Annotated in this window: 28 protein-coding genes; 15 read left to right on the top strand and 13 right to left on the bottom strand. The window is 59.8% G+C overall.

Annotated elements, in window-relative coordinates:
• Positions 1 to 55: 55 nt before the first annotated feature.
• A complete protein-coding gene (locus GRI43_RS06305; RefSeq protein WP_160730170.1) occupies positions 56 to 1,456 on the bottom strand; it encodes a protein adenylyltransferase SelO family protein in 1,401 nt (466 codons plus the stop codon).
• A gap of 74 nt (positions 1,457 to 1,530) precedes the next feature.
• Here GRI43_RS06305 and GRI43_RS06300 point away from each other — a divergent pair, with 74 nt between their 5' ends.
• The 5 genes from GRI43_RS06300 to GRI43_RS06280 all read left to right on the top strand — a co-directional run bounded on the left by GRI43_RS06300 (position 1,531) and on the right by GRI43_RS06280 (position 7,328).
• On the top strand, positions 1,531 to 2,403 hold the full coding sequence (locus GRI43_RS06300) for an alpha/beta fold hydrolase (protein ID WP_160730673.1): 873 nt from the start codon (positions 1,531 to 1,533) through the stop codon (positions 2,401 to 2,403).
• Positions 2,403 to 3,584: a glycosyltransferase family 4 protein gene (locus tag GRI43_RS06295; RefSeq protein ID WP_160730169.1), complete on the top strand. Its 1,182-nt coding sequence runs from the start codon at positions 2,403 to 2,405 to the stop codon at positions 3,582 to 3,584. The genes GRI43_RS06300 and GRI43_RS06295 overlap by 1 nt, the downstream gene beginning before the upstream one ends.
• Positions 3,585 to 3,693: 109 nt before the next feature.
• Positions 3,694 to 4,482, top strand: a complete 789-nt coding sequence (locus GRI43_RS06290) for a tetratricopeptide repeat protein (RefSeq protein ID WP_160730168.1) — start codon at positions 3,694 to 3,696, stop codon at positions 4,480 to 4,482.
• A gap of 21 nt (positions 4,483 to 4,503) precedes the next feature.
• Positions 4,504 to 5,853: an outer membrane protein assembly factor BamB family protein gene (locus GRI43_RS06285; RefSeq protein WP_160730167.1), complete on the top strand. Its 1,350-nt coding sequence runs from the start codon at positions 4,504 to 4,506 to the stop codon at positions 5,851 to 5,853.
• A 92-nt stretch (positions 5,854 to 5,945) separates the two neighbouring features.
• Complete coding sequence (locus GRI43_RS06280; RefSeq protein WP_160730166.1) at positions 5,946 to 7,328, top strand: methyltransferase family protein; 1,383 nt, start codon at positions 5,946 to 5,948, stop codon at positions 7,326 to 7,328.
• An 18-nt stretch (positions 7,329 to 7,346) separates the two neighbouring features.
• Here GRI43_RS06280 and GRI43_RS06275 read toward each other — a convergent pair whose 3' ends face one another.
• Genes GRI43_RS06275 through GRI43_RS06265 form a run of 3 tightly spaced genes read right to left on the bottom strand, consistent with a single transcriptional unit; the run spans position 7,347 to position 9,842 of the window.
• Positions 7,347 to 7,646, bottom strand: coding sequence for a putative quinol monooxygenase (locus GRI43_RS06275; protein ID WP_160730165.1), 300 nt, complete (start codon positions 7,644 to 7,646; stop codon positions 7,347 to 7,349).
• Between the two features lie 12 nt (positions 7,647 to 7,658).
• The gene (locus GRI43_RS06270) at positions 7,659 to 9,029 is read right to left on the bottom strand and encodes a glutamate--cysteine ligase (RefSeq protein ID WP_160730164.1); all 1,371 of its coding nucleotides are present in this window, start codon (positions 9,027 to 9,029) and stop codon (positions 7,659 to 7,661) included.
• A 54-nt stretch (positions 9,030 to 9,083) separates the two neighbouring features.
• The gene (locus GRI43_RS06265; RefSeq protein WP_160730163.1) at positions 9,084 to 9,842 is read right to left on the bottom strand and encodes a 16S rRNA (uracil(1498)-N(3))-methyltransferase; all 759 of its coding nucleotides are present in this window, start codon (positions 9,840 to 9,842) and stop codon (positions 9,084 to 9,086) included.
• Between the two features lie 38 nt (positions 9,843 to 9,880).
• On the opposite strand from GRI43_RS06265, the gene ubiA reads away from it, so the two are divergent.
• Positions 9,881 to 10,819 carry a 4-hydroxybenzoate octaprenyltransferase gene (gene ubiA, locus GRI43_RS06260; protein WP_160730162.1) on the top strand — a complete coding sequence of 313 codons (939 nt, stop codon included), beginning with the start codon at positions 9,881 to 9,883 and terminating at the stop codon, positions 10,817 to 10,819.
• Between the two features lie 6 nt (positions 10,820 to 10,825).
• On the top strand, positions 10,826 to 11,446 hold the full coding sequence (locus tag GRI43_RS06255; RefSeq protein WP_160730161.1) for an SOS response-associated peptidase: 621 nt from the start codon (positions 10,826 to 10,828) through the stop codon (positions 11,444 to 11,446).
• Between the two features lie 11 nt (positions 11,447 to 11,457).
• On the opposite strand, the gene GRI43_RS06250 is transcribed toward GRI43_RS06255, so the two are convergent.
• Positions 11,458 to 12,720: a Xaa-Pro dipeptidase gene (locus GRI43_RS06250; protein WP_160730160.1), complete on the bottom strand. Its 1,263-nt coding sequence runs from the start codon at positions 12,718 to 12,720 to the stop codon at positions 11,458 to 11,460.
• Positions 12,721 to 12,849: 129 nt separating this feature from the next.
• The gene (locus GRI43_RS06245) at positions 12,850 to 13,221 is read right to left on the bottom strand and encodes a VOC family protein (RefSeq protein WP_160730159.1); all 372 of its coding nucleotides are present in this window, start codon (positions 13,219 to 13,221) and stop codon (positions 12,850 to 12,852) included.
• A 113-nt stretch (positions 13,222 to 13,334) separates the two neighbouring features.
• Between GRI43_RS06245 and soxR the strand changes: the two genes are divergently transcribed.
• Positions 13,335 to 13,775: a redox-sensitive transcriptional activator SoxR gene (gene soxR, locus GRI43_RS06240; protein ID WP_160730158.1), complete on the top strand. Its 441-nt coding sequence runs from the start codon at positions 13,335 to 13,337 to the stop codon at positions 13,773 to 13,775.
• Here soxR and GRI43_RS06235 read toward each other — a convergent pair.
• Positions 13,772 to 14,299, bottom strand: coding sequence for a SixA phosphatase family protein (locus GRI43_RS06235; protein WP_160730157.1), 528 nt, complete (start codon positions 14,297 to 14,299; stop codon positions 13,772 to 13,774). The genes soxR and GRI43_RS06235 overlap by 4 nt on opposite strands.
• On the bottom strand, positions 14,296 to 17,049 hold the full coding sequence (locus GRI43_RS06230; RefSeq protein WP_160730156.1) for an ATP-dependent DNA helicase: 2,754 nt from the start codon (positions 17,047 to 17,049) through the stop codon (positions 14,296 to 14,298). The genes GRI43_RS06235 and GRI43_RS06230 overlap by 4 nt, the downstream gene beginning before the upstream one ends.
• A 10-nt stretch (positions 17,050 to 17,059) precedes the next feature.
• On the opposite strand from GRI43_RS06230, the gene GRI43_RS06225 reads away from it, so the two are divergent.
• Entirely contained in the window at positions 17,060 to 17,545 is a 486-nt protein-coding gene (locus GRI43_RS06225; protein WP_160730155.1) for a nuclear transport factor 2 family protein, read from the top strand.
• Between the two features lie 103 nt (positions 17,546 to 17,648).
• Positions 17,649 to 19,265: a lysine--tRNA ligase gene (locus tag GRI43_RS06220; RefSeq protein WP_160730154.1), complete on the top strand. Its 1,617-nt coding sequence runs from the start codon at positions 17,649 to 17,651 to the stop codon at positions 19,263 to 19,265.
• A 9-nt stretch (positions 19,266 to 19,274) separates the two neighbouring features.
• Here the strand turns inward: GRI43_RS06220 and GRI43_RS06215 are convergent, their stop codons facing one another.
• Positions 19,275 to 19,943 (bottom strand): prolyl hydroxylase family protein, encoded by a 669-nt coding sequence (locus GRI43_RS06215; protein ID WP_160730153.1) that lies wholly within the window; start codon positions 19,941 to 19,943, stop codon positions 19,275 to 19,277.
• Positions 19,944 to 20,045: 102 nt separating this feature from the next.
• Here GRI43_RS06215 and GRI43_RS06210 point away from each other — a divergent pair, with 102 nt between their 5' ends.
• Positions 20,046 to 20,594, top strand: coding sequence for a cytochrome b (locus GRI43_RS06210; RefSeq protein ID WP_160730152.1), 549 nt, complete (start codon positions 20,046 to 20,048; stop codon positions 20,592 to 20,594).
• Positions 20,595 to 20,696: 102 nt separating this feature from the next.
• On the opposite strand, the gene GRI43_RS06205 is transcribed toward GRI43_RS06210, so the two are convergent.
• Positions 20,697 to 21,677: an RcnB family protein gene (locus GRI43_RS06205; protein WP_202391603.1), complete on the bottom strand. Its 981-nt coding sequence runs from the start codon at positions 21,675 to 21,677 to the stop codon at positions 20,697 to 20,699.
• 181 nt (positions 21,678 to 21,858) lie between these two features.
• Here GRI43_RS06205 and GRI43_RS06200 point away from each other — a divergent pair, with 181 nt between their 5' ends.
• Complete coding sequence (locus GRI43_RS06200; RefSeq protein ID WP_160730151.1) at positions 21,859 to 22,449, top strand: pyridoxamine 5'-phosphate oxidase family protein; 591 nt, start codon at positions 21,859 to 21,861, stop codon at positions 22,447 to 22,449.
• A gap of 45 nt (positions 22,450 to 22,494) precedes the next feature.
• On the opposite strand, the gene GRI43_RS06195 is transcribed toward GRI43_RS06200, so the two are convergent.
• Both GRI43_RS06195 and GRI43_RS06190 read right to left on the bottom strand, forming a co-directional pair.
• Positions 22,495 to 23,001 carry a response regulator gene (locus tag GRI43_RS06195; RefSeq protein ID WP_338090015.1) on the bottom strand — a complete coding sequence of 169 codons (507 nt, stop codon included), beginning with the start codon at positions 22,999 to 23,001 and terminating at the stop codon, positions 22,495 to 22,497.
• An 80-nt stretch (positions 23,002 to 23,081) separates the two neighbouring features.
• Positions 23,082 to 23,360: a hypothetical protein gene (locus GRI43_RS06190; protein WP_160730150.1), complete on the bottom strand. Its 279-nt coding sequence runs from the start codon at positions 23,358 to 23,360 to the stop codon at positions 23,082 to 23,084.
• A gap of 148 nt (positions 23,361 to 23,508) precedes the next feature.
• Here GRI43_RS06190 and GRI43_RS06185 point away from each other — a divergent pair, with 148 nt between their 5' ends.
• Both GRI43_RS06185 and GRI43_RS06180 read left to right on the top strand, forming a co-directional pair.
• Positions 23,509 to 23,895, top strand: coding sequence for a hypothetical protein (locus GRI43_RS06185; RefSeq protein WP_160730149.1), 387 nt, complete (start codon positions 23,509 to 23,511; stop codon positions 23,893 to 23,895).
• Between the two features lie 54 nt (positions 23,896 to 23,949).
• Positions 23,950 to 25,044, top strand: coding sequence for a transporter (locus GRI43_RS06180; protein WP_160730148.1), 1,095 nt, complete (start codon positions 23,950 to 23,952; stop codon positions 25,042 to 25,044).
• Positions 25,045 to 25,137: 93 nt separating this feature from the next.
• Here GRI43_RS06180 and GRI43_RS06175 read toward each other — a convergent pair whose 3' ends face one another.
• Entirely contained in the window at positions 25,138 to 25,575 is a 438-nt protein-coding gene (locus tag GRI43_RS06175; protein WP_160730147.1) for an FKBP-type peptidyl-prolyl cis-trans isomerase, read from the bottom strand.
• Between the two features lie 506 nt (positions 25,576 to 26,081).
• Between GRI43_RS06175 and GRI43_RS06170 the strand changes: the two genes are divergently transcribed.
• Positions 26,082 to 26,795, top strand: coding sequence for a hypothetical protein (locus GRI43_RS06170; RefSeq protein WP_160730146.1), 714 nt, complete (start codon positions 26,082 to 26,084; stop codon positions 26,793 to 26,795).
• Positions 26,796 to 26,819: the final 24 nt, after the last annotated feature.

The raw sequence follows: 26,819 nt of genomic DNA, 5'->3' as shown, positions 1-26,819 counted from the left end.
CTATCATTTTAGGCCCCGGCAGATTGGCGCTCGCATGATTATCTATGAATAAGCATCAGCCGGAATGCCCGGCAGGTCGCGGCGGCACACCGTGCGCATCGCCCATACGCCTGACCGCATCGACTTTGGCCTGCAGCGGAGCCCAATCATCACGTTCAGCGATTGCTGACCACAGGGTTTCAACCTCGTCGATCAGCATCGATTGCGGTGCGCCTTCACCCCAGTATGGATGATCGGGGCCTGCGGGATCGTATTCGGCAATTACGCTTGCTACCCCGCCAGTCGAACCTTTGCCGGCGCGGTTGCGATAGAAGAAATCGTCCACGCTTTCGCCGGTTTCGCGCATTTCCTTCTCGCAAGCGGCAACGAGTGCTGCATCGGTTTCCGGGCTGGCCTGAACAACGCCCAGACGCCAGCACCAGCGGCGTGCGACTGCGTCCATATAGAGCGGGCCAAACCGCTCCATCGCGGCAAGCAAGGGGCGCGCATCGGCCAGCGATCGCAGCGCAACCGCAAACTGCCCGCAATTCCAGTGCAGCGCCTCTGGCTGACGGCCGAAGGCGTAAAGGCCGGTCTGATCGAAATATGCGGCGGTAAAGGCCGGGTCCCATTTGGGCAGCCAGCGCCACGGCCCGTAATCGAAACTTTCGCCGGTAATGTTCATGTTGTCGGTGTTGAGAACGCCGTGGACGAAACCTGCAACCATCCATGCAGCGGCAAGATCGGCCATTCTTTCCACGACCAGATGCATCAACTGCACCGCAGGCTCATCGCGGCCTGGCGCGTCTGCGGGCGGCGGCGGGCCGGGATATTGTTTCAGGCAGTAATCGACCAGCTGCGCCATGTGATCGCTCTCTTCCAAGGCTGCGAGCCGCTGGAAGGTGCCGATGCGGATATGCCCGTGGCTCAGACGTGTCATCACCGCCGAACGGGTGGGAGATGGCTCGTCGCCGCGCCACAGTTCCTCGCCCGTTTCGACGATGGAGAACGTTTTCGAGGTGTAGACCCCCAGGGCCTCCAGCATTTCAGTCGCCAGGATTTCGCGGACCCCGCCTTTCAGCGTCAACCGGCCATCGGCGGTGCGGCTGTAGGGCGTCGTTCCCGATCCCTTGGTGCCAAGGTCCAGCAGACGGCCATCCGCGCTATGCATCTGCGCGAACAGAAATCCCCGGCCGTCGCCGATCTCCGGATTGTAGGTGCGAAACTGATGCCCGTGATATTTCAGCGCGAGAGGGCGGGGCAGATTGCCTTCTAAAGGCTCGAACCGCCCGAAATGGCGTTGCCACTCCGTATCGTCGAGGCCGGAAAGTCCGACGGTGGCGGCTGCCCGGTCGTTGCGAAACCTGACAATGGTTTGCGGAAAATCAGCCGCATCCACGGCATCACCCAGCCAGCCGGCAAGTTCTGAGATTGCGGGGTCTGGCCGATAGTTGGCGGCTTGCGGTTCGGCCTTCATCAGGCGATAGTGGGGAAACGCGCTGCAATTCGCAAGGAGCGCGTGTGTCTGACCATGGGAAACAGCTCGCCACAATGGATAAAGCCTACACCGACCGTTTCTGGGTAAGCCCTGACGGCCTCAAACTTCATTTTCGCGATTACCCTGCGCGCAGCAGCAGCGACGGCGAGGAACACCCGCCTGTTCTGTGCCTGCATGGCCTGACCCGCAATTCACGCGATTTCGAGGTGTTGGCGGAACGCCTGTCGGAAAAGCGGCGTGTGCTGGTGCCGGAAATGCGCGGACGCGGCGACAGCGAATACGCAAAAGATTCGGCCACTTACAATCCGCTGAACTACGTTATCGATGTGGAGGCATTGCTTGCTCAGGAAGGAATTGAGCGGTTCGTCGCGATTGGAACTTCGCTTGGCGGTCTGATGACAATGATCATGGCAGGCATGAACGCGGACCGGATTGCCGGGGCGGTTCTGAACGACATCGGACCTGTTGTGGACACTGGCGGGATAGACCGGATTCGCGAATATGTTGGGCAGGGCCGCAGCTATCCATCGTGGATGCATGCTGCGCGCGCGCTCCAGGAGGTTCATTCACCCTCGTATCCTGCCTTCGCGATCGAGGATTGGCTGACGATGGCGAAACGCGGCATGGTGGTTCAACAGAATGGCCGGATCGGCTTCGACTATGACATGAGCATCGCCGAACCATTTCAGGAGCCGGACAGCGCCGCCCCGCCAGATTTGTGGCCCGCACTGGACGCGCTGGCAGGGCGCCCGGTCTTGATCGTACGCGGCGCGTTGTCAGACCTGTTTTCAAAAGAAACGCTGGCGGAAATGCAGCGGCGGCTGCCCGATGCATCAGCGGTTACCGTGCCCGATGTGGGACACGCACCGCTGTTGGAAGAACCGGTCGCGGTCAAGGCGATCGACGATCTGCTTGCCAGAATCTGATGAGCGTTGACCGGTCTGATCCGCCACGGATCCTGCATCTGCACTCGACCTTTTCGGCTGGCGGAAAAGAAGTCCGCTGTGCGCAGCTCATCAATGCCTTCGGACCGGGTGTTTCGCACACAATAGTTTCGGCTGAACCGGATAGAATGGGCGCCTCCCAGCTGATATCGAAGGGCATTCCGGTCACGTACCCCCGCAATTTCCCGCCGCTGAAGGGGCGTCCCACCCCGGGCCGGCTGCACAAGATCGCCAGCGCCATGCAGGGTTATGATCTGGTGCTGACGTATAATTGGGGCGCGATGGACGCGGTGATGGCGCATACGCTGTTCAGCAATGCGATGGGGCTTCCCCCGCTGATCCATCATGAAGACGGGTTCAACGAGGATGAGCGCGAGCGCCTGAAACCGACCCGCAACTGGTATCGCCGGATCGCGCTGGGCAAGGCGTCGGGCCTGGTTATTCCGTCCGAAGTGCTGGAGGAAATCGCGCTCGACACATGGCAGCAGCCAATGGGCCGGGTTAAACGGATATCGAACGGCATCGACACCAAAGCATTTGCCAAGGTGCCCAAACCCGACGCGCTGCGCGGTGTCGTAAAACGAAGCGATGAATATTGGGTCGGCACGCTTGCAGGCTTGAGGCCGGTCAAGAACCTGAAGCGGCTGGTGCGCGCATTCGCAGACCTGCCGGAAGAATGGCAATTGGTCATCGTAGGTGAAGGGCCGGAAGAAGACGCGATTCGCGATGAGGCATTCCGGCTGGATGTAGGGCACCGGGTTCACCTGCCCGGGTTTGCAAGCGAACCGGCCAGGATCATGGGCCTGTTCGATATATTCGCTTTGTCGTCCGACAGCGAACAATTCCCGATTTCCGTGATCGAGGCGATGGCGGCATCGGTGCCGGTTGCAGCCACCGATGTTGGCGATATTGCGGAAATGGTCAGCGACCAGAACCGCCCGTTCATAAGATCATGCAAGGGCAAAGATGCCGATACGCAGCCATTGGCGGCGGCGCTCCGCGAACTTGCAGCGGACCGGAAATTGCGACGCGAAATTGGCGAGGCCAACCGGGTGAAGGCTGCGGCAGAGTATGACCAGAAGGTGATGATCGACGCGTATCGGCGGCTCTACAGCTCCGCGATGGGCATCAAATTACCGGCTTCAGCGGACAGATTACCTTAATTGCCGGTTCACGCGGTGGGGGACAGGGTTGCAAACATGAATTGCATCACTGCGCCCATCGTCTAAAGACGCGAAACCCTTATTTTGCAGCAAATCGGATGAGCCACCCTTGGCCCTGACACCAACGACACCCGCCAATCCCTCTGACCAGCGCAAGGATCGCGCCGCCGCACAGGAAGATGTCCTGATGCGCGAAGTCGACGAAGCTGTCCGGCAGGATGAATTTTCCGACCTTGTCGCTCGCTATGGCAAGCCGCTTCTTGCGGTCGTTTTGATCGGCCTCGCGGCGTTCGCGGGTTACCTCTACTGGGATGGGCAGCAGGAATCTGCTTTGGAACAGCAGTCGGAAACGATGACCAGCGCGCTGGATCAGTTGGAAGCTGGCAACCTCGACACTGCCACTACTACGCTCAGCACTCTGGTGGATGGCGGCGATGCAGGGGTCAAGGCGAACGCCATGATGCTGCAGGCCGGGATCGCGATGGAACAGGGCAAGACCGAGGAGGGCGCGCGTCTGTTCGCCCAGATCGCTGCCGACACCGATGCACCGCAACTGCTCCGCGAATTGGCCACGATCCGTGAAGTTTCCGCCAAATTCGATACCATGAAACCCGAAGATGTGATCACCCGGCTCAAGCCGATGGTAGAACCCGGCAATGCGTGGTTCGGCAGCGCCGGTGAAATGGTCGCGATGGCTTATCTCGAGCAAGGCAAACGCAAGGAAGCCGGAGCTCTGTTTGCGGAAATTTCGAAGAATGACGAAGTGCCCGATTCCATGCGGTCGCGCACCCGCCAGCTTGCCGGCCTGCTCGGGGTTGATGCAATCGAAGACGTTGATGAAGTTCTTGACGAAGTTGCTGCCGCCTCGGGCGAAGCCCCGCAGCAGCCCGCCCAGTAAAATTTAGGATTACCCAGACCCATGATCGGTAAAAACATCTCGACAATCGCCAAGACGGCAGCGGGTTTGGCTCTGCTAGGTAGTCTTGCAGCATGCAGCGGCGGCCTGTTTGGCGGCAAGGATCCCAAAACGACGCCGACTGTGGGTGAACGCACGCCGATCCTGTCACGGATCGAAAGCGGTGCGGTGGTCGATCCGGCGCTTTCCGGTGTTTCGATCGTACTGCCGCCGGCACAGGCTAACACCGAATGGGCGCAGGCGGGCGGCAATGCGAGCAAGTCCAACGGCCACCTTCAGCTTGCGAATAATCCGGTTAAGGCGTGGTCGGCCAATATCACTGGCTCGACCAATCGCCGCCGTCTGGCCGCGTCACCTGTGATCGGTGGCGGTATGCTGTTTGCCGTGGGCACCGATGGTGTCGTCCATGCACTGGACGCGCAAACCGGTTCGCGGCGCTGGGCCTATCAGATGAAGGTCGACGGCGATCTTGAATCCTCTGCTTTCGGCGGTGGTGCCAGCTATGACAGCGGGCGCGTTTACGCGACGAACGGTGTTGGCGAGGTTGCTGCAATCGACGCTGCGACCGGGAATGAACTGTGGCGGGTAAAACCTGCCGGGCCTCTGCGCGGATCACCGACCGTGGCGTTCAATGCCGTGTTCGTGATGACGCAGGACAACCAGATCATTGCGCTCAATTCTGCTGACGGCGCGAACCTCTGGCAGGAATCCGGTTCCAGCGCCCAGGCGGGCGTATTCGGCGTTGCGGCGCCAGCAGCCGGGCAAGGCACGGTTATCGCTGGCTACAGCTCGGGCGAACTGATTGCGTACCGTTATGAAAATGGCCGCGTCCTGTGGTCGGATGCCTTGGCGCGCACATCGATTTCAACTGAAGTCGGCGCTCTGACCGATATCGATGCTGATCCGATTGTTGATAATGGCCGCGTCTATGCTCTGGGGCAGGGCGGCCGCATGGCGGCTTATGAACTGGTCACCGGCCAGCGCATCTGGGAAATCCGCGTTGCAGGCATTTCCACCCCCGCGATCGCTGGCGAATGGATTTTTGCTCTGACAGACGATGCTCGGCTGCTCGCAATTGCACGTTCGACCGGCAAGATCCGCTGGATGACCCAGCTTGAGCGTTTCCGCGATGAAAAGGACAAGAAAGGCCCGATCTTCTGGACCGGGCCAGTTCTGGCAGGCGGTTCCCTTTGGGTCGCAAGCACCGAAGGCGAAGTGTACAAGATCAGCACGACAGAAGGTTCGGCGGCGCTTTATCAGGATTTGAAATCTCCGATCTCGCTGGCACCGGTTGTAGCGAACAACACGCTCTACATCATGGATGATGACGGCACGATCCACGCGTTTCGCTGACCGTGAGGGTGCGCTGACCAGGCGGGCCGTTTCGGTCCGGCCTGTGCAGTCGTTACACTCGCTTTAACCCTTTTCAGCTAGCCGTGCGTGCGATGAGCGCGACATCTTCTTCACCCGGCACGGGTACTGCCACTCCTGACGCCAGCCGGCCGCCCAGGAGCGATGTCTCGGCGGCGACCGGTTTCGTGGGCCTACTGGGCCTGCTGGCTTGGATCATTTTTTGCCGTAACTATCCGGCTTTTGCAGACTTTTTCGGAATAGGCGGGCCGCGCGCGCCGCTGACCGGTCCGTATGCGGCGCTGGCAGCGCTCGCCTTTTCGAGCATTCCGATGGTGCTGTGGTCGGTGCTTGTGGACAAGGTTCACCGCAATCCGTCGACCGGAATCGATTGGGACAATCCCCGTCCGGCCAGCACGGTGCTCGAAATATCCATCGTCAAGATAGCCGGCCTTTGGGCCACATGGGCCATGATCGGTTTTCTCTACTGCGTCGCGCGATGGTATTGGTCCGGCCAGTATCTGTTCGCGATGGAAGTCATCGCAGGTGCGGCGATACCGATGTTCATTCTCTCCATCCCCTATGTCATCTGGCTTGACCGGGTGATGGTTAATCCGCGCGACCATGCATGGCATTTCGGCGCGATGCTTCTGGGGCGGGAAGCATATGATCCTGATGAAGTGAAAAAGCATTGGCGGGCATGGATCATCAAGGGTTTCTTTGGCGCCTTCATGATCTCGATCTTGCCGGGTGGTTTTGCCTATATCGTATCGGCTGACCTAGCCGGAATTACGAGTGACCCTGTCCGTCTGGCCCGCAGCCTGATCGAACTGTTGTTCGTGATAGATGTGCAGATAGGCACCGTAGGTTATCTGGTCACCATGCGCCCGCTCGATGCACATATCCGCAGCGGCAATCCGTTCCTCAGCGGCTGGCTCGCTGCGCTGATCTGTTATCCGCCGCTCGTTTTCGCATTCATGGGTGCTGACGGGATGCTCGCCTACGAAGTGAATACGGCTGGCTGGTCATTCTGGTTTGCCGATAGCACGACCTTGCTATGGATATGGGCGGCCCTGCTGGTGTTCCTGACAGGTGTGTACGCCTGGGCGACCATTGCGTTCGGTATCCGGTTCTCAAACCTGACCTATCGCGGGGTGCTGACCAACGGGCCGTATCGGTTCACGCGGCACCCGGCCTATCTGTCGAAAAACCTTTTCTGGTGGTGTTCGACCCTGCCGTTTCTGGTGACCAGCGACTCGCTGACAGACCTGGTCCGCAACACGTTCTTCCTCGGATGTGTCAGTGCGATCTATTACTGGCGCGCCCGGACGGAGGAAGCGCATTTGCTTCAGGAAGACCCTAAATACCGCGAATATCACGCGTGGATGGAACAGAACGGGATTATCACGCGTCCGCTGTCTGCGATCCGCAAACGGCTGCGTCCACGCGGCCCCGTCATCGCCCAGCCTGCCGAATGAGGCGAAGCCCAGCGCGCGTTAAAGTGCTTGGCCGTCATCCGTAATGTACATCCGGATATCGCGGCTAATGCCGTCATATTTGGCCAGTTCCTCCTGAAAAACCGCCATGTGATCCGATTTGCCATGCGCATCCACTGCGGCTTCATCACGCCAGCGTTCGAACAGGATCAGGGTGCCCGGCGCAGTCAGATCCTCGGCGAACGTATAATCGAGACAGCCGTCTTCCGCCTGTGACGCCTTGGCCATTGTGACGATCGCTGCTCGTGCTTTTTCCAGCGTGCCTTCGGGCAATGTGATGCGGCCATTTATCTGGATCATGCTGATTTCCTGTCAGAAACTGTATTTGTAGATGCGCTTGATATCGCCGCCCCATTCGCCGTGGTATCGGTCCAGCAGGCGCTGTGCCGGCACTTTCCCGCTGGCGACGATTTCATCCAGAGTTTCAAGAAACCCGGTTTCATTGTCGCCTCCGCTGTTCAGCCGCGCACGTGCAGCAAGTCCGGCGCGTGAAATGGCGAGCACTTCCTTGGCCAGTTCGCGAAGTTTGCGCCCACCGGGAATCGGCGCGTCAAGAGCCAGCTTGGGGACCGAATTGCGAAGTGCTTCCCGCTCTTCCATCGACCAATCCTTGACCAGATCCCACGCTGCATCGAGCGCAGTCTGATCATAGAGCAACCCGACCCAGAATGCGGGTAAGGCGCAAATGCGGCTCCACGGGCCACCATCGGCGCCGCGCATTTCGAGGAAACTTTTAAGGCGCACCTCGGGGAAAGCGGTGGAAAGGTGATCCCACCAGTCCCCTTCGCGCGGCTTTTCCCCCGGCAGAACAGACAGTTCACCGTTCAGGAAGTCGCGGAAACTAAGCCCGGCTGCATCGATATATTTCCCGTCGCGGAAGACGAAATACATCGGCACATCGAGCATATAATCGGTCCACCGCTCGTAACCGAAACCGTCTTCGAACACGAACGGCAGCATACCCGTGCGGTGCGGATCGGTGTCCGACCAGATATGGCTGCGATAGGACAGATATCCGTTGGGCTTGCCTTCGGTAAACGGAGAGTTGGCAAACAGCGCGGTCGCCAGCGGCTGGAGCGCCAGGCCGACCCTAAATTTCTTCACCATGTCGGGTTCGGACGAATAGTCCAGATTAACCTGGATGGTGCAGGTGCGGAGCATCATGTCGAGGCCAAGATCGCCGACCGTTGGCATATGCTTCAGCATAATGTCGTAGCGGCCCTTGGGCATGATCGGCAGTTCGTCCCGCGATTTGTCGGGCCACATACCTAGGCCGAGAAAGCCGACCCCGCAGCGTTCGCCAATTTTCTTGACCTGTTCCAGATGGCGGCCGGTTTCAGCGCATGTCTGATGCAGGTTCTCCAGCGGTGCACCGGAAAGTTCAAGCTGACCTGCCGGTTCAAGACTGATGGCGCCGTCTTCACCCTTCAGCGCAATGATTTTGCCGCCTTCTTCGACCGGGGTCCAGCCAAAGTCCTGCAAACTCAGCAGGATATCCCGGATTCCTCCGTCTTCATCGTAAGACGGGGCGTGGAAATCTTCTCGTTTATAGACGAGCTTCTCGTGCTCTGTTCCAATCCGCCATGCATCGCGCGGTTTTTCACCTGCCTGCATTGGTGCGACCAATTGGTCGCGGCTTTCGATTATCGGGTCATCGACCACTGAGGTATCGCGCGTGCTCATATCAGTTTCGATAGGCAACCGGCGCGCGCCTGACCAGATGTAAAGTTCCGCATCTCAACCCCTCTCTTGCGTCCAGTCACCCGCGATGCCCATCCATAGCGCCACCGCCGCGATGGTCGCGGTCTCTCCTCGTAGTATTCGCGGGCCGAGTGAAATTGGTTTCACGCGCTCGTGCGATCGGAGAATTTCGCGTTCGCTGTCATCGAAGCCGCCCTCTGGCCCGGTGATCAATGCGCAAGGACCGCGAATGTAGGCGAACGCCGCCGCTGCATCTTCACCGCCCTGTTCGTCGGCAAAAAACAGTGTGCGGTCTTCAGGCCAGTTTCCGATCATGTCCGCAAACCGGATGACCGGCGACAATTCGGGCAGGGCGGTCCGCGCGCACTGTTCTGCCGCCTCGGTCACAATGGTTTGCGCACGCTGCATATTAAGCTTGTCCGCAACGCAGCGCCGCGTGACGATCGGGGCGATCCGGCGAACACCCAGTTCCGTCGCCTTTTCCAGAACCAGATCGAAGCGGTCCTTTTTTAGCAGAGCCGGACAAAGCCAGAAATCAGGTACTTGTTCGCGTTCCCGCATCATCTGATCGACCGCCACGCTGACCGACCGTTTGCCGGCATCCGTCACGGTTGCCGCCCATTCGCCGGTCTGGTCATCGCACAGGACAATCGTGTCGCCTTCGCGCACCCGCATTACCCGCGACAGGTAGTGGGCCCTGGTCCCGTCGAGCTCTATCGAGGCGCCCGGATTCAGCTGTGTTTCGACAAACAGGCGAGGTGCGCTGCGCGGAGGCCATGCGGGAGTAGCGGGCATGGCTTTGCACTAAGCCCGGCAGGCGGTAGTAGGCAAGTATGAGTGATCAGACCGTCCCCAATCCGGCACATGCTAAAGATATCGTGCCGGACACAGAGCATCGCGGCCTTGTCGCGCGCCTGCCGCAGGTGCCGCGCGATCTCGCTCAGTTGGCACGGTTTGACCGACCGATTGGCTGGTGGCTGCTGTTCTGGCCCTGCGCATGGGGCGTGTGGCTCGCAGGGGCAGGTCCGCAGCTCGATTTGCTGGGCTGGTTGCTGCTGGGAAGCATTGCCATGCGCGGTGCCGGCTGCGTCTATAACGACATCGTTGATGCGAAACTGGACCGGCAGGTGGAACGGACCGCATCGCGGCCCGTCGCCAGTGGCCGGATCAGCAAGAAAGCGGCTTGGGCATGGCTGCTGTTCCTGTGTCTGATTGGCCTAACCGTCCTTCTGCAGTTGCGGATCGAGGCGCAGATTGTCGCGCTGGGCAGTTTGGCCCTCGTGGCAGCCTATCCGTTCATGAAACGCATTACCTGGTGGCCGCAGGCATGGCTGGGCATGGTCTTTACGTGGGGCCTTCCGGTGGGCTGGTTTGCGCTCCGCACTGACAATCTGGATGCAATCGCGGCCATCTATGCGGGAGCTGCCCTGTGGGTGATCGGTTTCGACACGATCTATGCGCTGCAAGACCGCGAGGACGACGCGATAGTCGGGATCAAATCCTCTGCGCTGCGACTGGGCGCCAGCGTGAAGGGCGGGGTGACGTTGTTCTACGGCTGCGCGGTCGGACTTTGGGCGCTGGGCTTCTGGCTACTCAGGGCAGACTGGGTGGCGCTGCTGGCTTTGGTGCCGGTTGCGGTGCATTTGATCTGGCAGGTTGTCACGCTCGACCCGGACGACCCATCCAATCCGCTGGACCGGTTCCGGTCGAATCGCTGGGCAGGGGCGCTAATGGCCGCCGCCTGTTTCGTGATAGGAAATGCAGGAGCCTGAACGCCGATGTGCAATCTCTACCGTATGACGAAAACTCCGGATGAGGTGGCAGGCTGGTTCGATGCTGTGAACGAAGCGGCAGGGTCGAATGTCGGCGGAGAGGTTTATCCCGGTTACCCCGGACTGGTCGTCGCAGGCGGCGCGGTCACGCAAATGGGATGGGGTTTCCCGCTGCAGCGCAAGGGCGCGTCGGGCCAGCCGTTGAAGCCCAAGCCGGTGAACAATGCCCGGACGGACAAGATCGACGGGTTTTTCTGGAAATCGAGTTTCCAGAAACGGCGCTGTCTGATCCCCTTGACCGGCTGGGCGGAGGCGGAAGGCCCAAAGGGTGCGATGACCCGGACATGGATGGGAATGCCCGGCACCGACCTGTTCGCCGCAGCGGGTATCTGGCGAACCAGTGACGAATGGGGCGACGGCTATTCGATGATCATGACCGAGGCCGCCGGCACCGCTGCCGAGGTCCATTCGCGTATGCCGGTGCTGCTTGCGCCGGAAACTTACGAAACCTGGCTTACAGGCGAACCCGAGGCGGCATTGCGGCTGTGCAGGCCGTGGAATGACCGGCTGCTGATCGACCGGACGGATGAACCGTGGTCGCGCAGCAGCCAGGCATCGCTGCTTTAAAAAGCCGCCGGTTATTTTACCCGAACACCGCCTTTGATCACGGCATCTACGTCGGTCATTTGGCTGACATCATTCAGCGGATCGCCGTCGACTGCGATCATGTCTGCCCATGCACCCGGCTTGATCACGCCGACCTTGCCTGCCTGTCCCAGAGCTTCTGCTGCATTGACCGTCGCCGCCCGGTAAGCCTCTGCAGGGGTCATCCCGTATTCGACCATAACGCGGAACTGGCCGCCCACATCCTCGTGCGGCATCACGCCCGCATCACTCGCGAAAACCATACGTACACCGGCCTTGTGAGCACTGCGGAAATTGTCGCGCTGTGCCTGGCTCAGCTCGCGTTCCTTGTTGAGGTTTTCTTCCAGCACACCGTTCGCCGCGCCTTGTGACAGGGTGTATTCGGTGTTGAAGATATCCATGGAAAAGAAAGTGCCGCGTTCCTTGGCAAGCTTGATCGCTTCATCGTCGGCATAGCTGGCATGTTCGATGGTATCGAACCCTGCGCGGATCGCCGCCTTGATACCCGCTGCTCCGTGAGCGTGGGCTGCCGCTTTCAGGCCCCAGAAATGCGCCTCGTCTGCGATAGCGGTGAGTTCTTCAAGTGTAAGCTGCTGAATGCCGGGCGCGGTATTGCGAGAGAATACGCCGCCGGTTGCGCACGCCTTGATGACTTCGGCGCCGTATTTGCGCTGTTCGCGCACGCGTTTGCGCAGTTCATCGGGGCTGTCGCCCACCGCTGGACTCTTCGCGTCAAAACTGGGCGGCAGGAACGTCTGGTCGCAGTGTCCCCCGGTTGCGCCCAGCGCGTGGGCCGCGCCAACAATCCGCGGACCTTCCACCCAGCCAGCCTCGATCGCCTGGTCCAGCCCGACCACATTGTAATCGGACGCGCCCAGATTGCGGACAGTTGTAAAACCGGCGTGCAACATGTTGCGGGCGTTGGCAGCGCCGATGACGGACCAGAAACGGTCGCTGAATTGTAGCCCGCTATAACCGCCATATTCAGGCCGTCCGTCGAGGTGGACATGCATGTCGATCAACCCCGGCATCAGCGTATGGCCGGACAGGTCGATCACATTGGCGCCTTCTGGCGAAGCGCCGCTGCTGACTGCAACGATTTTGCCGTCCTCGATCGTGATCAGGGGCGCAGCGACATAGCGGCCGCTTTCCACATCCAGCATCCGGTCAGCGGTGACATACGTGGTTTCGGCCAATGCCGGACTTGCCAGCAAAGCTGCTGCCGCCACGCCGATGCCGATTGAAAGATGCTTCATAATCATGTCCCCTGTAATTTTCTCCTTCCTCTCATACAGGCAAGAGCGGTGTTGTGAACGGGCTTTGCGCCGCCGGGCCGGTGCGGCTTGGAACCAGCCGGGTTGAAGAGCGGGCGTCTCAGGATCGGCTCATTCATAGCTGACCACCTCAAATTCGATGCCGTCCCAGTCGAAGAAGTAAAACCGGCGGCCGGGTTCGTAATCGTCATGGCCAAATGGTGTCAGTCCGTGGTCTGCGACGACTTTCTCGGCTGCATCCAGATCATCCACAACAAAGGCGATGTGGTTGAGCGGATTGCCTTTCTCATATCCCCCGGAGACATGGCTGCCGGTGTACAGGGCAAGATAGGTTTTGCTGTCCCCCACATGCACCGATCTGCCGTATTTCATCGACGGGCCGCGCCACCGTTCTTTCCAGCCGAGCATATCGATCAGCAATGCCGCGCTCCTTTCCGGATCGGTGACGGAAATATTGGCGTGTTCGAGTTGTCCATTCGGCATCGCTATTCTCCTGTTCGGGAGGCCCGAAATCAGCCTCGTTCTTGCGATGCAGAATCAGATACAACCTCAAGCTAACTTGAGGTCAAGTGTGTAAATCCCTATGACTGTAATCGATGAAAGCGAACGATACCCTGACGATTGGTGACCTTGCCCGGCGCACCGGACTGAGCGTTTCGGCAATCCGCTTCTACGAGGAACGCGGCCTTGTCGAACCGATGCGAACCAGCGGAAACCAGCGCCGTTTCCTGCGTTCCGACATTCGCCGGCTCAGCTTTGTCATGATCGCCCAGCGGCTGGGGCTGGCGCTTGACCAGATCGAGGCCGAATTGGCCCGCTTGCCCCATGGCCGGACCCCGAACGCGCGGGACTGGGCGCGAATAAGCACGTCGATACGGTCCGAGATTGACCGGAGAATCGACGAACTGCAGCGCGTGCGTTCAACGCTTGACGGGTGCATCGGTTGCGGCTGCCTGAGCCTGAAGAAATGCCGGATTTACAACAAGGATGACCGGCTCGCTGCCGAAGGGCCGGGGCCGCGCAATGCGCTCGGTTAAAACTCTGGGCCCAAATCGGGATCAAGGTCGCGCGGACGTTTGAAATGCACGAGCTTTCCGCAATCTTCCTGTAAATCAGCCCAGTCGTCGATATCCAGTTCGAATACCGCAAAGGTCGCGGTTGGATATTTTGTCGCTGCCTCATCGAACAGGGCATTTTCGGCTGACGGTGCGACCAGCGTAAAAAGCATTTCCTGAAGACCAGGATTGTGCCCTACTACTAGCAGCGCATCTGCATCGCCTGCATGGTCCTGAATCGCCTCGATGATCGTATCGGTACTGGCCAGATAAAGCCGTTTGTCCCAAACCGGCTCTGCATCGGGCAGGGCAGACTGCGCGGTCAATTTCACACGCTGGGCCGGGCTGGCAATGACGACGTCGAACTTGGTCCCGTAATCGGCGATATGCCTGCCGATCAGACGCGCACCCTTCTGCCCCCGATCATTGAGACCGCGGTCGAAATCGCGCGTCCCCAGATCATCCCAGTCGGACTTCGCATGGCGGAGAAGGGCAAGAGTTTTCAAAAGGGGATTTCGTCCTCATCGATGTCCAGCGCGGGAACCTCCGCAGATCTGCGTTCTCCCGAAACACCTTCTGCGACGCGTTGTAAAGCCTCCTCCAGTGTAAGGCGTATGACAGGGGTGCCTTCGGGAAAGGCGCTGAGCAGCCGACTGGGGAACGCAGCGGACAGGACGATGAAGTGGCCCTTGTCATCCTTGCTGCGGATCAGGCGCCCGAATGCTTGCGCGAGGCGGGCGCGAATAAGCCTGTCGTCATATGCGCTGCCGCCGCCCGCCGCGCGCCTTGCGCGGTGGAGGATGCTGGGTTTCGGCCATGGCACGCCTTCCATCGCCACGCAGCGCAGGCTTTCGCCAGGCACGTCGACACCGTCCCGCAAGGCATCTGTGCCGAGAAGGGATGCGCGAGGATCGTCGCGAAAGATATCCACCAGCGTACCGGTGTCGATCGGATCGACATGCTGCGCGAACAGCGGCAACCCCGCCCGGGCAAGCCTGTCAGCAATGCGCCCGTGCACGACCCGCAACCGGCGAATCGCGGTGAACAACCCCAACACCCCGCCGCCGGCGGCCTCGATGATACGGGCATAGGCGCCGGCCAGCGCCGGCAGATCGCCGCGCTTGATGTCGGTAACAATCAGTACCTCTGCCCGGTTGGCGTAATCGAACGGGCTTTCCGCCGACGACAGCTGCGGTTTGACCTCGATATGATGAGTGCCGCTGGCGGCGACCGCGCTTTCCCAGTCTTTGCCGTCCGGCCCGCGGTCGGTCAGCGTGGCAGATGTCAGCATCACCCCGTGCGATGGTTCGAGGACGACTTTGGCAAAGGGTTTCATTGGGTCGAGCCAGCGCCGGTGTATCCCGATATCGAATTCGCGCGCATCGCTGCGATCCACCGCCAGCCAGTCGACGAACTGCGGATCGCTTGGCCCGCCAAGCCGGTTGAGCAGCGATTCCCATGCACCAATCAGATCAACCCGCCAGGCGAGCGAGTAACGGGCTCCTTCGATCCGCGCACGGCCCTGTCCGTCGAGCCAGTCGGGTGCATCCTCTACAATCGCCTCAAGCCGGACGCCGAGCTTGACCAGAGGGTGCCGAATTCGGGCGAGAGCCTCCTCCGCCTCTCCGGCCAGCTGGACGAAATTACCCGGCAGCTGCGCGGCTTCCGTCTCGATGCCGTAGCCGGCTTCCTGCCCGCCGCTTTCATCGCGCGCATAAGTGAGCGCGCGGACCGCGCCGAGCAGCTTTTCCAGCGGTCCGTAAGCCTCGCCGTCATTGAGGCGCTGCAACCAGCCATCGGAGGGCAGGGCCTGCGCCGCCTCTATCGCAGCCTCGACCGCTTCGCCGCCGGCATCGTCATAACTGGCGACGTCGGCCAGCCTTGCGGCCAGTCCTCGCCTGCGGCCTTTGGTTTTGCGTTCCGGGCCGATGATCCAGCGGCGCAATTCGATTGCCTCTGCCCCGGTGAGAGCCGCCGCGAATGTCGAATCGGCGGCCTGAAAGACATGATGCCCTTCGTCGAAGATGATGCGGCTCGGGCGCTGTGCATGATCACGGCCGCGCGCCGCATTGATCATCACCAATGCGTGATTGGCGATCACGAGGTCGGCCTGGGCAGAGGCGCGGGCAGCCCGTTCGATGAAACATTTCCGGTAGTGCGGACAGCCGGCATAGACACATTCGCCGCGCTGGTCGGTCAGTGCGGCAATGCCCCTTTTCGGATAGAGCGTGCCAAGCCAGCCCGGCAGGTCGCCGCCGATCATGTCGCCGTCGCGCGAAAAGCTGGCCCAGCGGGCGACCAGCTGCGCCAGGATCGCGGCGCGGCCGCCGAAGCCGCCTTGCAGGGCGTCCTCCAGATTGAGCAGACAGAGGTAGTTCTCGCGCCCCTTGCGAACCACCACTGGCTGCGTCCCGTCCGCGCGTTTTTCCGGCCATGCGCGGCGGCTTTCGCTGCGCAGTTGGCGCTGCAGGTTCTTGGTAAAAGTGGACACCCACACGGTCCCCTTTGCGCTTTCGGCCCAAAGCGATGACGGCGCGAGATAGCCAAGCGTCTTGCCAATACCGGTCCCTGCTTGGGCGAGCAGGACGTGGGGCAGCTTTTGCGAACTGCGCGGGGCGAAAACCTTGCCGACGGCTTTGGCATAGGCGCGCTGGCCATCACGGCGTTCGGCACCTTCGCCGGTCAGCCGCTCTAATTGGGCCTCGACCTCGCTGTCATCCATCATGATCTGGGCGGGTTGCGGACGTTCAGGACTTTCATCCCACTCCGGCAATTTGGAAAACAGCCATCTTTCGGCCCGTTCCGGCTTGCGGATATGCGGTGCCAGAACCTGTGCCCACGGCCAGCGGGCTTTGGTCAGCGATTGCAGTGCCGACCAGGCACCATCGCGCTGTTCCCAGTTCTCGCTCTCGCAAACCTCCAATATCGCACCGGCGGCAGTCTGCAGCAACGCAGGAACCGCATCATCGCTGGCAGGCTCTTCCAGCCCCAGCGCATGGGCAAGACCCTTGGGCGTGGGTACACAGAATTTGGCCGGAAAAACGAAGGCATAGAGCTCCAGCAGGTCCAGACCAGACAGATCCGGATAGCCAAGCCGCGTTGCAACCAGCGGTGCGTTGAGGATCAGCGCCGGCGTATCGGCGGCAGCCATGATCGCCTCGCCCTTGGATAGCCCTCTCGTGCTGCCATTCGCATCGCGCAGCCAGGTGCCGGCATGGCTCGAATGCAGCGCGGGGAGGGGCAGAGGGGCAGGCATTTCCGCAGCTATGATTTGGGAGGAACGAAAAGTAAACGTTTGCGCCTTAGCTTTCCAGAAATCCGCGCTTCCAGAATTGCAAAGGAGCCGACGAATGCGGACTTTCTGTACGTTCATTGCCGCTTTGGCCATCGCCGTGCCTGCCGCTTATGCGCCGGCTGCCGCGCAGGAGAGTCCGGTTACGGTGGTGCAGAGCCACATTGATGCGTACCGGGCCAGGAATCTCAACGCCTTCATGCGTAGCTTCGCAAGCGATGCGGTGGTGGTGATTGACGGAGTGGCGGTGCAGGGACACGCGCAGATCCGTGAGCTGTATTCGCTAAATTTCACACCCGGCGCTCCGAAATTAAAGATGATTTCCAGCGGACAAGCAGACGGCGTGGTGTGGTTCGAATCCGGCTACGTATTCCAGGACGGCTCGGAACTGTGCTGCGGATATTCCGAATACACGGTTGAAAACGGCAAGATCACAATGTTGGTTGCCCGCACCGCCTGAGCCGTTTTGAGATAGCTGTGTCCGAACTTAACGGTACAGCTATTTCTGCTTCGTCCTGCGCTTCGCACTTGCAACATGGGACGAAGCGCGCAAAAGCGCTCCCATGACTGACAGCACTTTGATCGAAGCCGCACGAAACTCCAAGGCATGGCCTTTTCAGGAGGCGCAGCGGCTGCTCAAACGGTATCCGGACGGCACCAAGCCGAACGGAGAGCCGGTGCTGTTCGAAACCGGATATGGCCCATCGGGCCTGCCGCACATAGGTACATTTCAGGAAGTCTTGCGGACGACCTTTGTTCGCCGGGCATACGAGGCGCTGACGGGCGGCGCACCGACGCGGCTGGTCGCGTTTAGCGATGATATGGACGGCCTGCGCAAGGTGCCCGACAATGTGCCGAACCAGGCGATGCTGACCGAAAACCTCGGCAAGCCGCTAAGCCGGATTCCCGATCCTTTCGAAAAATATGAAAGCTTTGCGCACCACAATAATGCGAAGCTTCGCGAGTTCCTCGACCGGTTCGGGTTCGAATATGAATTCGTTGCCGGATCGGAACGGTATAATTCGGGCGCATTCGACGATGCGCTGAGGAACGTCCTGCGCCACAATCAGGCCATTCTCGACATCATGCTGCCGACGCTGCGTGCAGAACGCGCGGCGACATATTCGCCGATCATGCCGATCAGCCCGACCACGGGTGCCGTGTTGCAGGTCCCGGTCGAGGTGGTTGATGCCGATGCTGGTTTGATCCGCTTCACCGACGAAGATGGCAGCGTGGTCGAGCAGAGCGCTCTGGGCGGCCAGTCAAAGCTGCAATGGAAGGTTGATTTCGCCATGCGCTGGGTCGCGCAGGGCGTCGATTATGAAATGTACGGCAAGGACCTGACCGATACCGGTGTGCAGTCAGGTAAAATTGCCAAGGTGCTGGGCGGCCGCAAGCCAGAAGGCCTGATCTACGAACTGTTTCTGGATGAAAACGGCGAGAAGATTTCCAAGTCCAAAGGCAACGGCCTCACCATCGAGCAGTGGCTGGAATACGGTACGGAAGAAAGCCTAGGTTTCTACATTTTCCCGAATCCGAAAAGCGCCAAGCAACTGCATGTTGGCGTTATTCCGCGCGCGGTCGATGATTACTGGCAGTTCCGCGAACGTCTGGCCGAACAGCCGCTCGACAAGCAACTGGGCAACCCTGTGTGGCACTTGCTGCGGGCGAACCAGAAGTTCGACGGGCCGGACGCCCCTGGTGCCGGGGATACGGTGCCGGTAACATTCGGTCTGCTGCTCAATCTGGTTGGCGTGCTTGGCGCAGAGGCGAGCAGGGATCAGGTTTGGTCCTACCTCGCCAACTATGTTGCCGATGCAGACCCGGACAAGCATCCGGCGGTGGACGAAATGGTCCGCGCAGCGCTTGCCTACAACCGCGACTTCATCGCGCCGACCTTGAACAAGCGCGCGCCGAGCGAAAACGAAGCCGCGGCGCTGCGCGCGCTGGATGCCGAACTGGCAGGATTGGCGGGATCGATGTCTGCGGAAGACCTGCAGACCAAGGTTTACGAGATTGGCAAGCAGGAAGAGTTTGCGTTCGAGAGCCTGCGCGACTGGTTCAAGGCGCTCTATGAAACGCTGCTTGGATCATCCGCAGGGCCGCGCATGGGCAGCTTCATCGCGCTTTATGGGATCGAAAACACGCGCAGCCTGATTGCGGAAGCGCTCGCACGCTAAGCTGCGAGTTCAGCCCCAGCGGCGTGTGCGATACCACTTGGTGATCACGTATTTCGTGCCTGCCTCGACCGGGGTGCCTGCGTGCATCGTGTTTTCGTTCGGCGTGCCGTCTGGCAGCGCGTTATTCCACACGAGCAGCACACCCGGCTTCGGGTCGATCTTCACGCCCACTTCGGTGAAGTGCGTCGCTCCGCCTTTTTCAACCGGGTTGAGAAACGCCATCGCTGTCCAGCTGCGCTGACCGCCGCGTTTGCGTTCTGCCTTCCAGTAATCCTGATCGGTATAGAACCAGTCATTGTGCGGCTTGAACTGCTGGCCAGGCATGTAACGCTGGCCCTGAATCGCCTCGCCGCATTCCGCCTTGATGCCCAGCAGGTCGTCGATCCGGCGCGATATACCGGTTACAAACGGGTCGCGCGGGTCGAGATTTCCGGAATACGACGTTCGAAATCCGGTTGAATAATCGACATTGAACAGTTCGCTGGGCTGCGCGACCAGATCGATCATCATGCACAGACGCTGGCATTCTGCACCGGTCAAAAACCCGCCAATTGCGAAGATTTCCGCCTTGTCGGTCTTGACCTTGTAAGCTTTCGGGTCGGCTTCCAAACGCTTGCGAACATTCGCGCCTACACGTTTGAGCGCATCCTTGTCGGGTGTATTTGCAGTCTTTGTCATCGGCCGCTGTCTAGCACCGAAATGCCGCCCTTCAACAGGCTGTCTTGTCGGCAGCGTCAGGGATGATAGAATCAGCCCAGAAACAATCAGGAAGGCCCCGGCATGAATACATCGACACAGGCACGTTATTCCAAGGGGGCGATGCTGTTCCACTGGGTGATTGCGATCGCGGTAATCGCGAACTGGCGCATTGCAGAAGCCGCTGAACATGCCGAGATGCCAGCAAAGGCCGAGATTTTCGGTTACCACAAGGCGCTGGGGATCACGATCCTGGTTCTGACCATTGGCCGCCTGCTGTGGCGGTGGGCGCATCCCGTTCCGCCGCTGCCGTCCACATTGGCAAAGTGGGAAGCAGCGCTTGCCCGCACTGTTCATGTGATTTTCTATGTGTTGCTGATCGGCCTGCCGATTGGCGGGTGGCTGGCCAACTCCCTTACCGGGCGCAGCGTCGACATGTTCGGCCTGTTCACTATTCCGCCTTTGCCGGTGGGCATGAACGAAGCGCTTGGCAAGTCGATCTTCGATCTGCACGGTTTGGGCGGCGAGATATTCATCTATCTGATTGCACTGCATATCCTTGGCGCGCTGAAGCATACGTTCATCGACAAGAATGGCGGTATCTTCCGGATGTTGCCGTTCGGGAAAGTTTGAAAGAGACCGGGTTGACCGGTAAAAGAAAGGCCCCCGCCAGAACACTGGCGGGGGCCTTTTTTGTCTACCGGTCAATCTGTCCGGCAGAGTGACGATCCGCTGTTACCAGAAGAAGTCGTAGATCACATCGACCACTTCGCCGCTATAAACGTTCACCAGCATCACGTCGTCGTAATAGCGAACCCAGCGGTATGGTCCGTACACTTCGGGCAGACGATACTGCCAAGGGTCACTGATCCAGTACCGGTTGCTGTAGAACAGGCTGTCGAGATAGAACCCGATGCTGATCCGGCTGTAACGATAGTCACGGTACGGTGAATAGTAACGACCGAGGTTGAACAGGCTGCGGTTATACCGGCGGTAATTGTGCCAGTTGTACCGGTTGTTTGTGCGCCAAGCGTTGCGGTTCCACTTGCGATATTGACGGTTGTAGCGGCGCTGATCCCGGCGGACGTCTGCCCTGCGTTCAGCACGGCGGCCATCGCGGTATCCGGCGCGCCGACCATCACGATATGTGCGGCTGCGGTCACGGTCGGTGTAGGTGCGGTTGCGCTCTACCCGGCGTTCGGTGCGGCGGTCTACTCTGCGTTCAGCACGGCGGTCAGCCCTACGGTCTGCTCGACGCTCGACACGGCGGTCTGCCTGACGATCGGCGCGGCGCTCGGTCCTGCGTTCAGCACGCTGGCGTGCCTCGACTGGGGCAATTGCAGGGCCACGGGCACGGCGTTGGTCGCGATTGCCCGCTGTCCAAGCCCGATCACGGCGATCAATAGTGGCTTGGGCGCGGGCATTCCGATTTTCAGCACGTACGGCTGGCTTTGTTGCATTGCGCGTCCGCTGGCGGTTGGTTTCGCGATTGGCGCGCCGATCCTGGCGTGCTTCGCGGCGTTCCGACCGGTTTGCCCGGGCTTGGCCGCGATTGTTGCGGTTCTGGCGTGCCTGGCTGCGATCACGATCGCTGCGGTCCGCTCGCTGGGTATCTGCGCTGGCTGCTTCGGCAGCTTGCGCGGGCAGGGCACTCAACGCCATCGCCAAGGCGAGGGCCGATGCGCTTCCCGCGGATAAAAGATGTTTAATAGTCATGCGGCTCTCCGTAAATTCAATGCCGCGCCCACCCTGCGGCTCACTTGATAACGCTCTTCTAGTTCAGCTTTGATGACAGTAATCTGAACGGAGCAGTTGGGCATCTGTTAATATAAGGCGGGCTTTCGATGAACCGCCGATCCGATTGACTCGGCGGTCCGTGTCGTGGCTAAGAGCGCCCATGGACATGACCCTTGCCGACGTAGAGAAAGATATCAAGACCCGCCTGCAGCAAGGGGCGACGAGCCGCAAATCTGCAATGCATACCTGTGTGGTGGCAACAGCCGATTGCGATCTGCGAGTGATGGTGCTGCGCGAATATTGCAGTGAGACCAACCGCCTGCGTTTTCACACCGATTCTCGCACACCGAAGGTAACCGCAATCGCTGGCAATCCTTCAGTGGCGGTGCTGGCCTATGACCAACAGGGAAAGGTTCAAATCCGAATGCGGGGGACGGCACGTATCGAACAGGACGGGCCCGTTGCCGATGCCGCATGGGCCGAGGCAACGAACTTTGCCAAGCGATGCTATCTCGCGCAGCAAGCGCCCAGTTCTGCAGTGCCAGAACCGACTTCAGGCCTGCCGCAATGGGCGGAGGGGACGAACCCCGCCGACGACGAAGTTGCGCCAGCGCGCGACAATTTTGCGGTGCTGCTGATCGAGATTGCGCAGTTTGACTGGCTGTATCTGGCGAATGAGGGGCACCGGCGAGCGCGAATCACTCCGGGCGAGGATGGGGCCGAGCCGGATCGAACATGGTTGGTTCCGTAAGCCAGCCAATTGGGGCAAGCAAAACGCAAACCCGGGCATTTGACGTCAGGCAGCGCCGATGTTGCGCAGTTTGGCCAGCAGGCTTTCTTCAGTGAAAGGCTTGGTCACGAATTCGTCCGCACCGACATCGATTGCCTTGTGGATGTCCATGGCACTCGAATGCGTTGTGCAGAACACGACTTTCGGTTGCTTCGCGCTTTCAACCGCGCGCAATTTGGCGAGGAATTCGATACCGGTCATGATTGGCATGTCCCAGTCGAGCATGATCAGGTCGGGCATTGAAGCTCCGCACTTGGCCAGTGCTTCCTCACCATTTTCAGCTTCTGCCACGGCATAACCGCGTGCTTCGATAATTTGGCGGGCAATTTTCCGGATCATGCGCGAATCGTCGACCAGCAGGCAATGCCGGGCCGTTTCCGTCGCTGAATCGACCGGAGTCGGCGTAGCCGGAGCCACGCGGCGGCCGTAGGATGTCGGTTGGGCGGGCGCTGTAGCCGACTGCGGAGCGGCTGGTTCCTGAACCGGCGCGGCAGGCTGATCCGGCAGAGCCACGTCTTCTTCGCGCGGTGCCGGCGTATCCGCCTTCGGCGATTCCGGCTGGTTGTCCTGGTCCGGCGTGCTGCGTCGTTTGATCAGATTGTGAATGGGACTACCTCCCCTTGATCGCGGGCTTCGCGTTTTGCCAACGGAGACACAGCGTCTTCTTCGCCTGCTGTTTTGCGCACATGCAGGTAAGGCACCCAGACATCGCCATATTCGGCTTTCTGGTACCACAGGTCCAGAATGTCATAGCTGGCCCAGAAGCCGTTCTGATCCTGCAGGCGCACACCTTCTCCGATGCGCGGAACCACGGCAAACTTCACTTTCTCGTGCGTTTGCGTGCTCTCATTCTGGATCTCGACATCAATCACTTTGGCGCGTCCCCAACTCTCGGTCTGGTTCAAGTAGCCTGATTTGGTTGATGGATTGCTAAGGAGGTCGAATTGATCAGCTGCAATCCGTATTTTGTGGCCAGGATTGCCTCTTGCGTTGCCGGTTCTTCGAGGTAAATGCCCTCGCGTGAACCGGTTAATTCGCCTCGTTGCCCTGCTTTCAGTCCTGATGGCTTCCTTGATACCTGGCGGGTACATGGTCGCATCTGCCAAAGATGGCTCGTTGACTGTGCGGATGTGCAATACCGGTGACACGAGCCAGCGGCAGGTGTCCCGCGTCGACCCCGATTACGAAACCTATCTGCTACTGTATGGCGAAGTTCCGGAAACGGATGCGGATCCCGTGGATGAGCCATGCGATATGGGTCCGTCACCATTGGGCAAGCTGGATCCCGCGCTGATCCTCCCCGCCGCTTTGATTGGCGATGCGCCGGTCCAAGGGCTGGGCCGCAAGGTTCTGACAGGGATTTTCCCGGCTGCGCTTCCTCCATCCACCGGACCACCTGCCACCTGAAAATTCGAACCATCCGGGCTTTCGCCCGCGCACACGATTTTTCAGGAATTATCTATGTCTAATACTACCCGAATTGCGGGCGCGATCGCGCTTGCGACTGCTATCACTCCTTTCACTGCCGCAACTGCGCACTCCGTTTATGCAGACGACCATGCGCCGATTGGCGTAATGGCCGACCACGCGCATAAGAAGGGGGAGATCATGTTCTCGCTGCGCGCGATGCACATGGAAATGGACGGGAATCAGATCGGCACCGACGATGTCTCGCCAGATACGATCGTGACCACCATCCCCAATCGATTTGCCGGCATCGGGATGCAGCCGCCCACGCTGCGCGTGGTGCCGCAGACCATGCGTGCCGACATGTACATGTTCGGCATGATGTATGCCCCGTCAGATGCAGTCACGCTGGCCGTGATGGGCAAATACATCGAAAAAGAGATGGAAATGACCGTTTATCAAGGCGGCATGGGCACGGCCCAACTGGGGGATAATGCCACCAGTTCCAAGGGTTTCGGCGATGTGAAGGCCGTGGCGATCATGCCGCTGCTCGGCCATCCCGACAAGGAAGCGGACAACCGCGACGAACTGTATCTGAAAGCGGGTGTGAATATTCCGGTCGGTTCGACAACCAAAACCGCGCAAATGCTGACTCCGATGAACACCACGCCTGTGATACGTATGCCCTATGGGATGCAACTGGGCACCGGAACCTGGGATTTCGAACCGGCACTGACTTACAAGATGCGGCGCGGCAAGTTCGGCCTGGGTCTTCAGGCCAGCGCATCGATCAAGCTGGGTGATAATGACCAGGGCTATAGCTTCGGGGACAGCTATGAAAGCACCGCATGGCTCAGCTACCGCCCTGCGCAGTGGGTCAGCCTGTCGGGCCGAGTCAAAGCGCGGACGATGGGGCCTATCGACGGGATTGATCCGGTAATCATGGGCCCCGCACAAGGTGCAAATCCCGACTATTACGGGGGTGAGCGTGTGGACTTGATAGCCGGCGTGAACTTTGTCGCCACTCATGGCTCGCTGGCTGGTCACCGCTTGGGGATCGAACTGGGTAAACCGGTCTATCAGGACCTCAACGGACCACAAATGGCCGGAGACTGGTCAGTAACCGTCGGCTGGCAAAAAGCTTACTGATCCGCAGGTTCGGAAGTTTGATGCAAAAAGGGGCGGGCCAAATGGTCCGCCCCTGATCGTTTGGGTCAATGCGCAAATTCTGCGTTCAGCAGGTCACGCTGCCTGCTTGATTTCCCGCAGGGTCAGATCGAATGTCAGGTCCTCACCGGCCAGCGGATGATTGCCATCAGCTTTGACCGACTGCTCGCCAACCTCGATGATGTGCAGGGTCATCGGCTGGCCATCGGGTGATTGCGCCTGCATCGCCATACCCGGCTGAGGCGCCGGTTCGGGCGGCAGGTTTGTGCGAGGGATTTCGATGATCAGCTCTTCGCGGCGCGGGCCGAAAGCCATGTCGCATGGAACGGCGATCGTCTGCTGGTCGCCGACCTTCATACCGGTCAATGCTTCTTCGATCTGCGGAAAGATCTGCCCGTTGCCGAGCTGAATATCTTGCGGTCCGACCTGAGCCGTATTGCCAATTTCCTCACCGTCAGTCCGCTTGAGGACGTAGTCGATTGTTACGGTGTCACCGTTGTTGGGAGTAGTCATGCAAGTCCTTTGGATTTTGTGTTCGCGGCAGAGAAATGCCGCCTGGAACGCACTCGCTTGCCGAGCGCCTTGGGGTTAAGTCTCGCAAGTCAGAGTGTGCGAGTCAAATACGCGGGTCAAAATCAAATCTTAGCAATTTAACGCGATTGATCAGTACCATGCAGTGCAACCGTAGAACCGCTGTCCTGGCCTCTCTCGCCATTGGTGCAGTTTGCGCAGGCTTTGCGCTGGACGCACCGGCCCCGGAAACTCCCATTTCCGGCAAGGCGGTTCGCGGCGCCGGCGGTATCATCAACGGCGCCGTCGAAAGTTTCGGTCCAACCGGAGCGGCTGCGGTATTCGTGGTTCTCGGTATAGCTATGGCGGGTTTGTCTGCACTGATGTGTCCGTCGTCACGGCAGTGAGCGGCGATCAGGTGCCGATAACCAGTGGATGCCGGATTGCTGCACGTCAGTACACATCCGCTGAGCATTGACTTAGTGAGCTAATACGCTAACTCACCCGGCATGAGGATTAGCCTACCGATGCTCGCCGCATTTGCGTTGATGTCTTGTTCAACCGGTCCGATGGAGCTCTCTCCATCAACAACCAGTGCACCCCACTGGGGCGAGAAGCCCAGAACGCGATTGGTAGAAGCGAACTCTGTCTATTCGCAGCAATTGCCCGATGCACGCGTGCACCTGCCAAAAGGTGCGCGATATCTCGGTTCGACCAGATTCGATCTGAAAGACGTGGTCGATGCTGAAATACACCTGTTTGTCGAGGCGAATGAGGAGCGGGTGGTCGAGCGAGCGTACTGGATCCAGTTCGAATCGTATCTTCCCGAATATCCCGATGCCGCTTACGACTTCATGGATGATGGCATGCCATTGGCGAGCCTGGGTGATATGGAGCTGTTTTACCGGGCCCGGTTCGGGAGAGCAGAAGATGTACCGCCGGAAGGGTCCGAGGCGCAGCGCGTTCAGCAAATGATTGCCGATGCAGGATACGAACTACCGGCTGAAACGTTCAGTGCGCAGTTCCACCAGGTCGTGAGCGCAGACAACCGCTCCGAAATACTGGTGATCGTCATTGGCGACCTAGCGCAGCTCGATTTGTCGTTTGCACAGATTGTCGCGGGCGGCCGTCAAGAGGAACCGATGAAGCGGCTTTCTGAGAAAGCGCTTCCCGTTGCTCAAAAGACGGTCCGGATCCGATCACCGGTCCGTTCCGCTCGCTAACAATCCAAGCACATTCGCACCCTG

It is taken from the genome of Pontixanthobacter luteolus (assembly GCF_009828095.1).
In the GTDB taxonomy this organism is placed as follows: Bacteria; Pseudomonadota; Alphaproteobacteria; order Sphingomonadales; family Sphingomonadaceae; genus Pontixanthobacter; species Pontixanthobacter luteolus.
This window is presented reverse-complemented; position numbering and strand designations above follow the sequence as displayed.